Origin of the sequence: Sphingobacterium kitahiroshimense (genome assembly GCF_025961315.1) — a bacterium.
Taxonomy (GTDB): Bacteria; Bacteroidota; Bacteroidia; order Sphingobacteriales; family Sphingobacteriaceae; genus Sphingobacterium; species Sphingobacterium anhuiense.
The window spans coordinates 967,253-982,461 of sequence record NZ_JAOQNK010000001.1; the positions used below are offsets into that span (position 1 = coordinate 967,253).

A 15,209-nucleotide genomic window follows, 5' to 3' on the forward strand; every position below is an offset into this window, starting at 1 on the left:
TATTAAAGATTAAATCTAAACCCAAGTGAAGACATTAAGGGGTCAGGTATATTGATGCCGTATTCACTATCGATACCCCGTTTATTTGCTCTCCAAACTGTACAAACATTTTGTATGTAACCATAAATAGAACAATTTTTCAATTTCAGACCAGAAGTAAAAGGTAAACTGACACTAAACTGGATATCACGGAGCTTGATTTGTCCACCATTCTCTAACAGAGCAGATGAGCGCATATAAACTTGACTTCCTAATGTCGCTGGATAGCTAAAAGCGGGAACATCAGTTGTTAGCTCATCCCCTGGCTTTTGCCAACGCAAAGCGTAATCCTTATGACCGATATTGCTACTTAAGAATAGACTATTATCAAACGAGCTCCTTAAAAATTTATGTCCCAACTGATAGGAAATATTAAAAGACAGTTCAAGAGCTTTATACCGGATACTGTTGCGCCAGCTTCCAGTATATAGCGGAACAGATGACCCGTGATTTTCAAGATCATTGACATTTTGCGCCAAAACCGAGGAATAATCTTTTGACCTTTCGCCATTCAGATATACTTGAGGCTCCCCTGTTTCAGCATCTAAACCAGCCCATTTGTAGGTAAGCAAACTATTTAGATCCATCCCTACAAAAGGAGTTATCCGTTGGCCCTGTGACACACTAACATAATCTTGACCAATTTCCTTTTGCACATAAGATTTCAAAACCTTTGTTCGGGCATATGAAAATACGAAGTTGCTATTTAATTCGAAATGACCGGTTTTAAGAAGGGTAGCATTTAATCCAATATCCCAACCTTTAGTCCGGATATTGGCACTATTTACCATGAGATTTGTAAATCCAGTACTTGGATCAATACGATCGGGTGCTATTAGATCCTTCGCATTTTTCACATAATATTCAACGCTACCTGAAATAATATTTCGCTTTAAAGCAAAATCAAGTCCCAAATTCGTAATCCCAACTCGCTCCCAACGTAAGCTAGGATTAGGAGGAGTCATAATCACACCATAGTTTTGATTGGTTAAATAGTGCGCTTCACTTTCTATGGTAATAACAGGATATGCAGATACTGAATTGTTTACATTGCCATTATAGCCAAATGTTGCACGAAATTTCAGATAATCAAACGGACTTTTCTGCAAATACTTCTCTTTTGAAAGAATCCAAGCTCCACCAATTGACCAAAACGGTTGTCCCCGATCATTACTTTTAACGCCAAACAAATTGGAGGCATCTTTTCTAAAACTTCCGCTTAATATATACCGGTCCCAATAAGTATAGCTGAGATTAGAAAAATAGGATACAAAGTTATTTTGTGATGATTCATACACATTTCTATCTATTAAATTTGTCACACCACTTTTTCCATTCAAATAGGGAACTTCACGACCAAACTGAACAGATTTAAAACTTCCAGATTCAGGATCATAGCCATAGTATTGGGATAAAGTGATATCTCTGCCTTTCTTTAAAATCTCACCTCCCGCCATAAGAATTAACTCATGTCTATCATTCCATTTCTTATTCCAGTCTGCAGTAAATCTTCCTTGATGGGAATAGCTATTTAAACCTACTATACCCTTATAGTCTCCTTTAGGTAAATTATAATGAAGAGTTTTGTCATCCCACACTGTATGAAAATTAATTTGATCACGCATCTGATATGTTCTTATACTCTGCCATTCTTCCATGGGGTTAGATGATCGCTGATAAGCATATTGCACCTTTAAATTCAGACCAAAATCCAACTTATATGAAGCACTTACCCGTGCAACAAACTCTCGAACCATTTGGGTTTTCTTAGATTCATTTAATTCATTTAGTGGAGTATATGACCAATCTAACAAACGACCACCTGCAACAGTATCTATAAAAACAGGATTTAATCCGCTAATATTCATAGCTATTGGATTACCATATTGATCAGCCAGTTGCATGTATGGATAATTTTGTACTCCTTTTCCTAAACGATTATATTCCACTGGGAATAAAGCCTCCACATTTTTTGATTCCGTATATTTTAGACCAATATCCAGTAACATATTCTTAATTGGCTTTACTTGGGTATTTGACATTATATTAAGCCGTTTATATGCTGACGTGATGACATTTTTTAAATTTTTATCATAGCCCATTGAAAAAAGAGTATTTACATTTTCACTTCCTGACTGCAATTGTAAATTGTACTGTTGATTTACGCTATTACGATAGATGTATTTCAAAAAGTCATCTCTTAAATCAATACCTTTCATTTTCCCTATTTCTATATCAAACTGTGATTCAGATATTTCACCAGTACGTTTTTGTTCCATCAGCCATACAGCAGGTTGAGGATTATAATTCCAGGCATTAAACTCCCCATTGTATCTCCCCTTATCATAGATAAATTGCTGGGCATCAATGTAATCGGATGTACTTATCTGAGGATAATAATATAGGTTAGGTTTAGCCTTAACACTGATATTGGCATTAAAATCTAATTGACTATATTGTTTAAACTTGCCTTTCTTAGTGGTAATCACAATCACGCCATTACCCGATTGGGAACCCCATATTGATGCTGCAGCGGCATCTTTCAACACAGTAATATTTTCTATATCATTAGGATTTATAGTGTTAAAAAGACCAATCCCTAGATCAGAATTTCTTGTTTCAAACGGTACACCATCAACAACAACCAAGGGCCATTTATCTGAATTTAAAGTGCTAACCCCACGAATATTAACATTCAATAGATTTTCTCTATTAGCTGATGAAACCTTAATTGATGATATCCCCGGCACTACATCCTCCAGCCTACTTATAAAATCTGTCGATACCTTCCTGTTAAAAAGTTTATTGTCGACAAATTCAAAAGAACCGGTTGCTCTTTCTTTCGGTATTTTCTGATACCCGGTAGATACCACCTCCACTTCTTCTAGTTTATGATCTTCAGGTATCAATCTCACAGTGATTAATACTCCTGCGGTATAATAAACTTGTTGGCTTTTAAAGCCGATAGATGAGAATCTGATCTTTCCACTTTTATGATGGACCGTCAATTGAAACTTTCCATCTTTGGAAGTTTTAATCTGTAAGTTCTCGGCTTCGACTCGGACTGACACTCCTTGTAGTGGTGTACCATCGTTGGAAGAGACAACTCCACCAGTAAGTTCATATTTTACCTGCCCATTCACCCCGCTGTCCTTGCGGGGTGTCTGAGCTGATAAACATAAACTATGAAATACTGCGATAATCATGATACAGGATATCGCAATTACTTTAATAGCCTTTAATAAACATAACAGTAGATTAAAGGCATGCAGCATTGGAGAAAGCAGGATACATAGCGCTAGCTTCCAATGTGTTTTTATATGTGAAACCGTAAGTTGATTATGCTCTTGTAAAGCGTAATCATGTCTAACGTTTTCAATTTGTAGTATAGAACTTTTCAATGTGTTTATTTTTTGGTTTGTTTTTGATGGAAGACCAAAATATAACTCAAGATTTAGGACAGTAAATTTCCTTTGGTACAGCACATAGCTATCCCTATTGCAAGTTTTTTGCATTTTTTAAAGATTTATACTGAGAGTGAATAAGGAGCTAAAAATTAAGCAATAAGCACCCTATTCAACTTTCAATAGTTAAAAAATAAAATGGAAAAAATGCAATTCTAAGTCGTCGTCAATTGGTTATATAATGGTCTACATTATTGCATTTTGAATAGATAGTCAACATAGTGACTTTGCACAACAGATCTAATCTGCCGGCTTGATGATGTTTTTGGTGGTTTGTTTTTTGTTCATAGCTCTAATTTTTTAGAGCCTCAAGGTCAAAAATCAATTAGGCCGAGGCTACTGAAAGTTCGAGCTCCCGGTGGTAATCGGGGGTAGTAAAACTACCAGACACAATCAGTAAGACCTCGGCCCAATAATTAATATCATTGTTCCGAGGTGTCTACTTACTACTCGTGTCCTAATCAATTACCACATTGCTCGAACGAGATCATACAAGTAAACACCTTCTATTTTTCCTAAAGGAATAGAAAAGTGAAAATACAGTTTATTTACGTTTTAATCATACATAATTAAATTTCTATAGTTATTACTATAGACAAATATAGTAATAACTATAGAAATTGCAAAAAATATTTTTGCTATGTCTAAGAAATCACAATATGAACTTGAAATTGTAAAAAACAGTATCCAGATTAGAAACAACTTTGAAAAAACACAATCGTATATTGCAATGTTGTTAGATGTAACAGAAGGTTATATTGGTCACATAGAAAACCCTAATAGACCTGAAATGTATACGCAAGATCAAATAAATGCCATTGCTCTTGATCTCGGAATATCTCCCCGTAAATTTTACCCAGACATTGCGACAGACCAGCCGTTACCTAAGAAAAATTTACAAGCAGACCTTGAACGAATTAAAAATATCAAATTCGGTGTAGATAGTTTAATTACTTCTAATTTTTTCGATACAAAAAAGTCGATAAAAGATATCATTGAAAAGCTGAATCAACAAGAATTATACTTAAAACTTAATCTCACAAATAAAGATTTAACAGATATTCTGCGCCCTATTGTCAAATTAAATTCTTTAAAAAGTATAAGAATTGGTACTAAAAACTATTATCTTTCAATCAAATAATAGACTTATCTAAATTTTGAAGAAGAATCCAAGTTATAAGAGCAGATAGCTAAATATCAAAACCTTATAACTATCAACGAAACTAAATTTGAGCTCGATATACTAAAAGAAATCGAAATGCAAGCAGAACAAATAACTGATTTCAAAGTAAAGTTTCATCGAGAATACCTCACTCCATGGGTTTAAGGCAATAAAAATTCCTTACTCTCTTGACGAACTTTGGGCTATCAGAGAGGAATGTATCAGGCCTGTAGCATTCCAAGCGCAATAAACTACTTAGCAAAGTTGTTCTTTTTAAAAAATTATTCTTGTGAATTAAAATAGGCATGACATCTTTCCTCACTAAAATAACGTCTCAAAAGATTTTTTTCAACCATATCATCTATCATTTTGAAATACTGGTAAGTTATTTTAAACTCACTCAAATAACTAAACAAATGTCTGTCGATGCCCAAATCAATATCTGAATCTCTTTCAGAATAAATATTTGTTAAAAAATCCTCTACTAAAAACATAAGTTCCCAAGCTTCATTATATGTAGGAAATAACCTATTGGTCAAACATTCAACTTCCGTGTCAGTATGAGCGTAATGTTTATCACGTAAAATTTTTAAATTTTCAACTACAGGGTTTTTGTTTTGAGTATCAATTAATGCTAATATTGGTTTAAAAGAATCTAGTGAAATATTAACTTTAATATTTTTATTTAGAATTTGATTATAAAGTTTACCTATTCCAAATGACTCATTATATGAAAGAATTTTAGTAATCTCAAGAACATATAAAATCCAGCTCTTATTTGATAGCTCACTGTGGATTGAGGATCTTTTTGTAATCAGATAGTCTAAAATATCTAAATCACAATTAAAAGGTAGATTTATCTTAAATTTTTGCAAGTAATTTTTAGGACTACGCATAAGGTGAGCTTCGCCCAAAGCAATTTTCGATTTATAATAAAGTAAATAAATCTTTCCTAATACCTTATCAAATTTTTCTTCTTCCATATCTAAAAATAATAAAAGCTCGACATAAAGCCGAGCTTTTAAATCAATAAAGCCACCACAACTCTATTTTTTTCTTCTGATTAGTGATCCAGGTACTTAAGATACACAGAAACTTACAATAACAATAATGGTAGATAGAAAAACTGCTAGCAAAGTATTCCACGTAATTAACGTGACCAACGGCAGATCTACTCATCATTTACCACATCTTTATCGACCTTGTTATCATCAACAGTGTCTCGTGTTGAAAAAACCTTACCGATTTAGCCAGTTGTTAACTGAATAGATTTTAATCCCATTTTCTATTTTTTTAAATGATCCAAATTAGCAAAGGAAAATAAATCAGCTTGATAATTATAGGTTTGAAATTCAATTATTTTTTATTTATCAGTGTTTTTTTTACAAAAAACTTGAATGTTCGACCATATTGTAACTCACGAAAAAATAAATGCTATTACCTTTATTAGTAAACTAAGGTATTAAATCCTTTGTCCTTCAATTCAAACATATAAACTAAGGCATTAGGAGTGATATGGATACGCTTGTCTAATTTCAATTTGTCCACTTTTAGTAGATCTAAGGCATATTCACAAATAACCAATTTTGCACCTACTTTCTCAGCCTTATCAATAGCTTGTTTTAGCTCTTCATTCTCAACAATTTCTCTAGCTAACTTACCAACAATCACAATTTCAAAAGCTAATCCATTTTTCTTCAGATCAAGTAATTCTATAGTTTCAATACTTACATTAAAATGTAGAACGTCTGAAACCATAACGGCAAGCTTTTTACTTGACCCTTTGTATTCCACTTTAGCTCCTAATGTTTGGGTTTGCGCTTGACTGTAATTTGAACTGAAGATTAAAACTGTTAGCAACAACAATGTGGCTAAAAAATTTGCTCTCATTATAAAATATTTTAAAGTAATTTAAATATCTGTTCCTTTGTGGAAACCGATTATACAAAACTAAAGAAATCCTATCCTGTAGAAATGGACAAAACTGAAAATTAATGGTACTTTTTGATCAATACTTTATTTAATACCATTCTCCTTGATCCATATGGCGATAAAATAACCCTTTGTCTATTTTCTTGCTGCCAGTGGTTATAATATTGCAATAGTATTGCTACGCGATGATCAAATTATGTAATATAAACTCATATTGAGATAGTTAAAAAGATAATTACATCTTATCTGTTAATTTAGATTTTACTTTTGTTTATTAAAGTACGGAAGTAAAATGTTTGCTTTACTCCATCAAAAAAACGGCTGTACATGAATGTACAGCCGCTTTCGTAATAATCCCCATATGAAATGGACTAAAATTTAGTTTTGACCTGCTAATAATCCTCCGTCAACAGTCCAAGTTGCTCCAGTAACCCAGCTTGTTTGGTCTGAAAGTAAAAAGTCAATTGTCTTCGCAACATCTTCCGGTTGACCAACACCTCCTAATGGATGGTATGCATCAAATGAAGCTAGATTTTCAGCTATCTTATCTTCTGGCATAAATGTCTTGAATATCGGGGTAACCACAAATCCTGGGTTGACAGAATTGACTCTGATGTTAAATTCCGCTAATTCTATTGCCAGTTGTTTTGTAAGTGCTACCAATCCGGCTTTTCCTACCATATAGGCTGATGCCGGCCCTGCTTTAAGTGCGTGATGCATCAATGCCGCTCCAATATTTACAATTGATCCACTTTTATTTTCTTTCATAATTAAAGCTGCTGCTTGTGTAATGAAAAAGAAAGCTTTGGTATAGGTTTGAAAACTATCATAGTCTTTCTCTGTATGATCAAAAAATGAAATTGGGTTATAATGCCCAGCCCCATTAACCAAGTACTTTAAATTTGGCAATTCATTTTTTAGGTTTCCGTTAAAGTCAACCACAGCATCCATATCGGAAAGATCTACCGAGTAAATTTTCACCTGACCGCCTTTTGCTTCTAATTCTGCTTTAGCTTTATTCAAGCTATCGACACTTCTTCCTACTAGTGCAACTTCTACTCCTCTTCCAATTAATAATTCTGCTGTGGATTTACCTATTCCGGTTGAACCACCTACGATTAATGCTTGTTCCATTTTTATATTTTTTATTTATTTCCGTCATGGAAATAGATGAAATCTATTTTATGAGATCTTACCTTCGGATTAAGCTCCGTAAGTAAATTCATAGTTTTTTATAATTGCAGGATTAAGACTGTTGCCAACGTGACATAGATTCTTTGCTGAATTTTCAATCAATTCCTTTTGTTCTGCTGTATAGTCTTTATCAAAGAACAACTTCACGTTGATCGTTCCTACTTGTCCTCCTTCTGCGGCCATTTCATAAGATAACTCGCTTCTAGAGCCGTTTACTTCGAAATCTTTTTTTCTGGCATAAAAATCTACTGTTCCAAGCATACAGCTTGCATATGAACCCATAAGAAGATCAATAGGACCAAATTTTAAATCGACTTGGATTGGATCAGTGCTTAATGGTGATTTTGTGCTTGAATGATATTTACCTTCGTAGGTAGTTGCTATTATTTGTGACATTTTATTTAATTTTTTATAGTGAATACGAAATGACTTATATGTTGAAATTAGATGCTACATCCATCAATTCCACACATATTATCTCCAGATTCTTCTGACAGATCAACAATGCTTTCTTGGTAGGTCTGTGCAAGGGCCTTAGCAAAAAGTTCCACAGGCTGCGCTCCTGAAACAGCATATTTACCATCTAGAAGGTAATAAGGTACACCTGTTATTCCTAGATTTTGTGCTTCCATGATATCCTGTTTCACTTCATAGTTGTACTCATCTTCAGCTAATACTTTTCGGGCTTTTGAAGGATCTAAGCCCAGCTCCTCCGCAAAGGATACCAAAAATTCAACATCCGCAATATTTTTTCCGTCAACAAAGTGAGCTTTAAACAAAGCCTCCTCCATCTCATCGGCTTTACCATGTTCTTTTGCCAAATGCAATAACTTATGAGCAGGAAAAGTATCGGCAGCAATGGCCTGATCGTAATTAAAAGTCACACCGGCATTTTTACCCATTTCTTTTAATTGATTCAAAAACTGATCAAGGTGAGCTTTAGAAAAACCTTTACGATTCATCATATACTCACTGATACTCAAAGTTCCAGAGCTTTCTTTTAAAGTAGGATCCAACTGGAAACTTTTCCATTCTACTTCCACTTCATCTTTGAATGAAGAACCTGCTAACGCTTGCTCAAAATTTTTCTTAGCGATGTAGCAAAAAGGACACATGATGTCCGACCATACCTGTATTTTCATTGTCTAGTTATTTTTAAGTTTATTTAGAGATTCTCATTCACGATTTCAGTAAGCTGATGTACACCGAAATGTCTCCATTTCATCTTACCATTTTTGAATAGCATCGTTGTTGGTACTCTTTTAATCTTGTCATACCTTGAACTACATCACAGCATTTAAGCTCTTATTGATACTGATTTTTACGGGTTCTGCGATAGTTCTGTAACCCGGAGATACTTTACGTACATGTTCCGCAATAGCAGCATACTCCTCTTCGGTTCCGCTACCGGTAACTTCAAAATTGAATTGAAGTTCTTTAAATCCAACTGAAACATTCGGGTCAACTTCCAAAAATCCACGGAGATCAAGGTTACCTACAATAGTTAAGTTAACACTGTCAAGCTTGATCCCTTTATTGGTAGCTCCTGCCACAAAACCCACCATCATACAGCCGGCTAAACCGCCTAAAATATAATCTTGAGGATTCGGATTCAGGTTGTCTCCCAACAATTCTGTAGGCTCCCCGATCTGATATTTGAATTGTTTTTCTACGAAAGCGCTTCCTATCTTTTTACTATGAGTGGTAATTTCAGTATTTACACCACCTTTCCAGGTTGCGGTTACACCTAATGCTGCAATTGCTTCAGCAGGTTTGTTAGTAATTACTTCTACATAATTTCCTAATGCTTCTAAATTTACATTGTTTAACATAACCAATTGTTTTAAATTTTGTACTACAAAGGTACTGGCTAGACAGCTTCAAGAAAATGGACAAAACTGAAAACAAATAGCACTTATTGATTCGATTCCACCCTTTTAGATACTCAAATTTCCTTTCTAAAATATATTGGCGAAAAGATAGGTCGAACCATTCGAATCTACTTGATTGAAAAATCAAATCATTAGATACCTGGCACTTATAAAAAAAGGAAGTTCCCCAAATTATGGGAAACTTCCTTTTTATCAAGAGGCCTTTTACTGTTTTGCATGACGTAATTTAGTTTCCGATAAGAACAGAATAAATAGCTCACTTGACTCCTTCACAGAAATCTTTTATAAGAGCTAAATTCTTCAAATCAAGCATAAATTAGCTATTGTGAAAAAAATTCATCAGCAATACGGCTAGCAGACTCCAAGGCATTAGAAAACTCCTTTTCAGTATCGGGATTCACTAGATTTCCTAAAAATTTAACGGAATGAACTTCAGTAATTCCAACAAGTCCTAACCACCAATTGAAATAAGTAGACTGGAAATCAAGCCCTAGCTCAATCGGTACACCCGCACCATACACACCTGAGGTATAAATAACACAAGCCTTCTTATCTTTCAATAAGGGAAAGTAACCGTCCTCTCCAAAGCCAAAGGTCAAACCCGGCTGTGAGATGGTGTCGATATAGTGTTTCAATACCCATGGAATACCTCCATTCCACATCGGAACAGTGATCAGGTATTCATCTGCTGAGGAAAACCGTTCTGTTACCTCCACAACTTTATCCCAAGATGTTTTTAATTCCTCATTTAATGTACCTTCACCGAAGAAAGTCATCTTGGCCACAGCTTTGTCCCCGTCAAAAGTGGGAATGCTTAAGTCCCACAGATTCAGTTCATCTATAACAGCATCCGGATTCAACAGTTTATACTGTTCCATAAATTCCTGAGCGATGGCCCCTGATTTAGAATTTTCCTTTCTCGGTGAGCTGATGATGTGCAGTAGTCTTTTCATATTTATTTCAAGTATATAATGTTAAAGATTATCTTTTACCAACTGACCTAGTTCATGAGCAGGTACGATACCGGAATGTCTCCATTTCATTTCTCCATTTTTGAAAAGCATCGTAGTTGGTACACTTCTGATTTCAAATAGAGTTGCTAAATCTGGATATTTATCGATATCCACACGTTCATAATGAATAACATCATCAAATTCCGCAACCACTTCATCTAAATTTGGCTTCATGGCCACACATGGAGGACACCAAGTCGCATGAAAATTAACCATGGTCAATTGTTCCGATTCTATTTTATTTGCTAAATCCATTGTTTTATATTTTTAAATTATTAACAGTTGTATTGTATTAAGGCTATGCTGGATATTTTTTGCGTATAATGATCATGTGAGTCATTAAATATGATTATAAACAAGCATTACCTGATTACGGAAAAAGGGATTCTCAACGATTTAAATCATCCATTACTTCTTTCATGATCATCATACTTTTTAATTTTTCCTGATGGTCATAGATAGGTGAATGGATCATCAATTCGTCCACACCTGTTTGCGCTATAAAATCCTTTAATTCGTCTCTAATTTTCTCTTTACTTCCCACAAAAGAACAGGCTGTCCTTTGCTTTACTTGTAACCGTACCTGCTCAGACATGCTATCTAATAGCTCCGGCAAGGAATTTACTGGCGGTTGTAAAAACTTTCCTGCATTTTGTGCTAAACTTTGAAACATCAGATGCAAACTTGTTGACAGCCTCTCTGCTTTCTGATCCGTATCTGCAGCTGTAGCATTTATAGCGGCGATCGTATAAGGCTGTTTCAGTAATTCAGAAGGTTTAAAATTTTGATGGTACAGAGCAAATGCATCCAACATCTGTCTAGGAGCAAAATGACCGGCAAAAGCATAGGGTAATCCTTTGGATGCGGCTAAAGCTGCACTTTCTGTACTCGATCCTAAGATCCAGATCGGAACATGTGTATCTTCGGCTATAAAAGCACGCACCTTGGCGTATGGATTCTTATGGGAAAAATACATTTCAAGTGCTTCCACATTCTGAGGAAATCGCTGAGATTGCTCGAAAAAATCCTTCTGGATTGCCAAAGCAGTTTGAATATCACTTCCGGGTGCTCTGCCCAACCCCAGATCAATCCGATCGGGATAAAGTTGTGCTAAGGTTCCAAATTGCTCGGCGACAATCAGAGGTGAATGGTTTGGCAACATAATACCTCCCGATCCTACACGTATGTTTTGCGTATGACCAGCAAGATGTCCAATCAAAACTGATGTTGCAGTACTGGCAACATGAGCCATATTATGGTGCTCGGCTAACCAGAGACGTTTATATCCTAAAGTATCGACCAATCGGGCCAGTTCTTTTGTTTTTTCGAATGTAGAACGAGCATTGCTATCTTCTCCAATAAACGCTAACTCTAATAATGATATAGGGATCATAATTTTCCTCTTTTTAATAATTAATTACAGCTGCTGATGAGTTTAATATTCTTTCTTACTATTGAAATGCTATTATTTGTTCATAATCGAAAAATAATAAAGAACATGGATCTCAAAGATCAGTACTCATCTGTCTTAAAATTTAATACTACAAAGGTAATTGCTGGAAAGCATCAAGAAAATGGACAAAACTGAAAACAAGTGGTACTTATTAGCAAGATTATACGCGCAGATGATGGATCGACATCACCTGTATAGCATTCAAAACGAGACAACTACAATTAAGAGAATTTGAGGAATTATTTTAGAAAACGATATACAGCCCCATTAAAACGAATGCCCCAGCTTTTACTAAAGATGAATTTTTAAAATTTAAAGGCCGGTGTGGAAATGGTGATAGCTTTACCTTGATATTAGGATTTGGTAGTTTTCTATATGAACATTTTTAATTGCATATAAAAACCTAAAATGGCTATTGTGGACTTTTCCTTTGCTCAAAAGAAGAACTGACCAGTCACTCAATTAATCTCTTGGGATGCTGCTTAATACGTTATACAATAGCCATGGTATTTAAAATCTATTACTGAAAATACTATTGAAAGGATTTTCTAAAAGATGTTGGTGACTGATTGGTATATTTCTTAAAATATCTGATAAAGTAAGATGAGTCTTCGAAACCGATTTTATCTGCGATCTGATTCACATTTAGTTTTGAATGTAGTAATAATCTTTTTGCTTCCAGTACAATCCTTTCATGGATCATTTCAGATGGTTTTTTATTGAGCAGCTGCAAAGTAAGATTTGAGAGAGTTCTGAGGGAAACAAATAGCATTTCCGCATATTTAGATGCAGGAAGTCCTTTGGTGTAGTTCTCTTCAATCAGATTGACAAAGTGGATCAATTGGGTACGTTTTTCGTCCACAATAAACGGTGCATGGCCCTTATTTAGTTCTTCAAGTTGGTATTTACGACGCTGAACCTGAATTAAAAATGCTTTAAGATAAAGTCTGAGCAATTCTTCCTGACCATATTTATCCTGTTCTTTAAGTTCAGTCTGCATTTGGACGATATACTCATCCAGTTTATATTCGTTTCCGCTGCCTACACAACAAGAAGGAATTTGATAGGCATTATTGAACATACTACACTTGAGAAAAAAATCAACATCATCTTCCTTTTGAACCAAAAAATCCTCTGCGAAATGAATAACAAATCCTTCGTAATCTGGATTATTATCAAAAGCATGAACCTGGTTTTTAGCAATAAAGAATATCGTATTTTCTGATACATCGTATTCATTGAAATCAACAAAATGCTTCCCAGTACCTGACTTGAACCAGATAACCTGATAAAAACTGTGGATATGGGGTTTGACAATATCTTCCTGATGATCTTCTATCAAATCTTGTAAAGACTGGACCTCAAACTGCATTTTACCTGGAAAATCAGCATGTAAATGATATTCGTTGATCGCTTCCTTTTCCTGCTTTTCCATTTTGACTTCAGTTTATGCTTACTATATTGATTTTGCAAATATAGTAGTATTTCCATAGTCATTAAAAATTATGATAATCAAAAAGTATTTTCATAAAAATATTATTCATTTCACTATCAATACTTTAAATTTAAAATTGACAAGATATAGATAGAATTATGATCAATAAGTACCATTTTTTTTCAGTATTGTCCATGTTTTCGAAGTTGCCCATTGCTTAGCTTTGGGATATATAATTTATACCATTATCATTCAATGTCAGACTTATCCTATATATCTTCAAGAGGCAATCGTGCTTACCATACTGTTGTTAGACCAGATTTTGAACTTTATTTTGAAGCATCAAAAAATATATATCATGCTGTTGATAATCCACACGGAACTTTTCCATTGAATGTCGCGGATAACAATCTAAATTGGCCTATCCTGAGTGAGCGCTTGCAAAAAATCGCTGCTACGCAGGAAATTCCAGACTGGGTTTCAGGCTATACTTCTGGCCTGGGGCACGAAACCTTCCGAGCAGCATTAGCAGATTTTCTGGGTGTTTTTTTAGCAAAACGCCCCTTAGATCCTGCAAATATAGGAGTGGCTGCTGGAGCTACCGCCGTGATCGAGCTATCCGCAATAATTCTGGCAGATAAAGGGGATGTTGCGGTATTTCCAGCCCCTGCATATCCTGTATACAGCCGCGACATCATGAATAAGGCTGGCATAGAAAGATATGATTTAATCACGCATCATGATAGTGATGCTATCCATCACGGACCTATTCTGTCGATTGAACATCTGGAAAAAGCCAAACGAGATATCGAGCTCCAAGGTTCAAATTTCAAACTTCTGGTAGTTACTAATCCTGATAATCCGACCGGAGGATTATACACCGTAGAGCATCTGGAAGCTATTGCCGATTGGTGTATAGAAAGGAAAATTCATTTTATCGTCAATGAGATCTATGGACTTGTAACCATAGATACAACAGATCCAGCTATAGCTGGTGATTACCTCGATCATCGTCAGTTTTCTTCTTTCCTCTCAATAATCCATAATAAAAACAGTCCATATTTACACCAGTGGTATGCACTTTCTAAAGATCTGGGGATTTCAGGAATGAGAGTCGGTATGGTATACTCGCTTAATCAAGCCTTCTTAACTGCTTTTAATAATTTAAACCTTCCACACATGGTTTCAAATCATACACAATGGTTAATGGAAAATGTGTTGGGAGATCACGAGTTTATGCGCAATTTCTTGGATGCACAGCATCAAGCCTTAACCAAGGGATACATTGTAGTGGTAGATATGTTAAAAATTTTAGATGTACCATTTGTTCCTTCCTATGGAAGCTTATTTATATGGGCTGATTTTTCTAAATTTTTATTCGCGGAAACTTTGGCTGCGGAAATCGAATTTTGGGAGAATCTTTACAAAAACACAGGTGTCTTATTAACACCGGGAATCGGTTTCGGTCACACAAAAAAAGGCATGTTTAGAATAGTATATACTTGTTTTGATGATGAAGCCTTACGGATAGCTATGAAAAGGATACAGTACTACTTAGCAAGTTTAGCTACAACTGTAAAAAAATCTGTTGAATAATTTTGTTATACCTATAGGTTTTGATAATA

The 15,209-nt window shown here is 34.9% G+C and carries 13 protein-coding genes; 2 read left to right on the top strand and 11 right to left on the bottom strand.

Going from position 1 to position 15,209, the window contains the following annotated elements:
* Positions 1-2: 2 nt before the first annotated feature.
* A complete protein-coding gene (locus tag M2265_RS04290) occupies positions 3-3,554 on the bottom strand; it encodes a SusC/RagA family TonB-linked outer membrane protein (RefSeq protein ID WP_132767519.1) in 3,552 nt (1,183 codons plus the stop codon).
* Positions 3,555-4,143: 589 nt separating this feature from the next.
* Between M2265_RS04290 and M2265_RS04295 the strand changes: the two genes are divergently transcribed.
* Entirely contained in the window at positions 4,144-4,644 is a 501-nt protein-coding gene (locus M2265_RS04295; RefSeq protein WP_132767517.1) for a hypothetical protein, read from the top strand.
* 302 nt (positions 4,645-4,946) lie between these two features.
* Here the strand turns inward: M2265_RS04295 and M2265_RS04300 are convergent, their stop codons facing one another.
* The 10 genes from M2265_RS04300 to M2265_RS04345 form a co-directional block, all read right to left on the bottom strand.
* Positions 4,947-5,648, bottom strand: a complete 702-nt coding sequence (locus M2265_RS04300) for a hypothetical protein (protein WP_132767515.1) — start codon at positions 5,646-5,648, stop codon at positions 4,947-4,949.
* Positions 5,649-6,111: 463 nt separating this feature from the next.
* Positions 6,112-6,555 carry a hypothetical protein gene (locus M2265_RS04305; RefSeq protein WP_132767513.1) on the bottom strand — a complete coding sequence of 148 codons (444 nt, stop codon included), beginning with the start codon at positions 6,553-6,555 and terminating at the stop codon, positions 6,112-6,114.
* Positions 6,556-6,975: 420 nt separating this feature from the next.
* Positions 6,976-7,731, bottom strand: coding sequence for an SDR family NAD(P)-dependent oxidoreductase (locus M2265_RS04310; protein ID WP_132767511.1), 756 nt, complete (start codon positions 7,729-7,731; stop codon positions 6,976-6,978).
* Between the two features lie 69 nt (positions 7,732-7,800).
* Entirely contained in the window at positions 7,801-8,187 is a 387-nt protein-coding gene (locus tag M2265_RS04315; RefSeq protein WP_132767509.1) for an OsmC family protein, read from the bottom strand.
* 47 nt (positions 8,188-8,234) lie between these two features.
* Positions 8,235-8,933 carry a DsbA family oxidoreductase gene (locus tag M2265_RS04320; protein WP_132767507.1) on the bottom strand — a complete coding sequence of 233 codons (699 nt, stop codon included), beginning with the start codon at positions 8,931-8,933 and terminating at the stop codon, positions 8,235-8,237.
* A 141-nt stretch (positions 8,934-9,074) separates the two neighbouring features.
* Complete coding sequence (locus tag M2265_RS04325; RefSeq protein ID WP_132767505.1) at positions 9,075-9,623, bottom strand: OsmC family protein; 549 nt, start codon at positions 9,621-9,623, stop codon at positions 9,075-9,077.
* 380 nt (positions 9,624-10,003) lie between these two features.
* Positions 10,004-10,636 (bottom strand): FMN-dependent NADH-azoreductase, encoded by a 633-nt coding sequence (locus M2265_RS04330; RefSeq protein WP_132767503.1) that lies wholly within the window; start codon positions 10,634-10,636, stop codon positions 10,004-10,006.
* 21 nt (positions 10,637-10,657) lie between these two features.
* The gene (locus M2265_RS04335) at positions 10,658-10,951 is read right to left on the bottom strand and encodes a thioredoxin family protein (RefSeq protein WP_132767501.1); all 294 of its coding nucleotides are present in this window, start codon (positions 10,949-10,951) and stop codon (positions 10,658-10,660) included.
* Between the two features lie 133 nt (positions 10,952-11,084).
* Entirely contained in the window at positions 11,085-12,089 is a 1,005-nt protein-coding gene (locus M2265_RS04340) for an LLM class flavin-dependent oxidoreductase (RefSeq protein ID WP_132767499.1), read from the bottom strand.
* 592 nt (positions 12,090-12,681) lie between these two features.
* Entirely contained in the window at positions 12,682-13,584 is a 903-nt protein-coding gene (locus M2265_RS04345; protein ID WP_132767497.1) for a helix-turn-helix domain-containing protein, read from the bottom strand.
* 255 nt (positions 13,585-13,839) lie between these two features.
* On the opposite strand from M2265_RS04345, the gene M2265_RS04350 reads away from it, so the two are divergent.
* Positions 13,840-15,180: an aminotransferase class I/II-fold pyridoxal phosphate-dependent enzyme gene (locus M2265_RS04350; protein WP_132767495.1), complete on the top strand. Its 1,341-nt coding sequence runs from the start codon at positions 13,840-13,842 to the stop codon at positions 15,178-15,180.
* The last annotated feature ends 29 nt before the right edge of the window (positions 15,181-15,209 follow it).

Coding starts and splice junctions, on each gene's coding strand:
- M2265_RS04290 (WP_132767519.1), bottom strand. CDS start 3,554: ATGCAAAAAACTTGCAATAGGGATAGCTATGTGCTGTACCAAAGGAAA.
- M2265_RS04295 (WP_132767517.1), top strand. CDS start 4,144: ATGTCTAAGAAATCACAATATGAACTTGAAATTGTAAAAAACAGTATC.
- M2265_RS04300 (WP_132767515.1), bottom strand. CDS start 5,648: ATGGAAGAAGAAAAATTTGATAAGGTATTAGGAAAGATTTATTTACTT.
- M2265_RS04305 (WP_132767513.1), bottom strand. CDS start 6,555: ATGAGAGCAAATTTTTTAGCCACATTGTTGTTGCTAACAGTTTTAATC.
- M2265_RS04310 (WP_132767511.1), bottom strand. CDS start 7,731: ATGGAACAAGCATTAATCGTAGGTGGTTCAACCGGAATAGGTAAATCC.
- M2265_RS04315 (WP_132767509.1), bottom strand. CDS start 8,187: ATGTCACAAATAATAGCAACTACCTACGAAGGTAAATATCATTCAAGC.
- M2265_RS04320 (WP_132767507.1), bottom strand. CDS start 8,933: ATGAAAATACAGGTATGGTCGGACATCATGTGTCCTTTTTGCTACATC.
- M2265_RS04325 (WP_132767505.1), bottom strand. CDS start 9,623: ATGTTAAACAATGTAAATTTAGAAGCATTAGGAAATTATGTAGAAGTA.
- M2265_RS04330 (WP_132767503.1), bottom strand. CDS start 10,636: ATGAAAAGACTACTGCACATCATCAGCTCACCGAGAAAGGAAAATTCT.
- M2265_RS04335 (WP_132767501.1), bottom strand. CDS start 10,951: ATGGATTTAGCAAATAAAATAGAATCGGAACAATTGACCATGGTTAAT.
- M2265_RS04340 (WP_132767499.1), bottom strand. CDS start 12,089: ATGATCCCTATATCATTATTAGAGTTAGCGTTTATTGGAGAAGATAGC.
- M2265_RS04345 (WP_132767497.1), bottom strand. CDS start 13,584: ATGGAAAAGCAGGAAAAGGAAGCGATCAACGAATATCATTTACATGCT.
- M2265_RS04350 (WP_132767495.1), top strand. CDS start 13,840: ATGTCAGACTTATCCTATATATCTTCAAGAGGCAATCGTGCTTACCAT.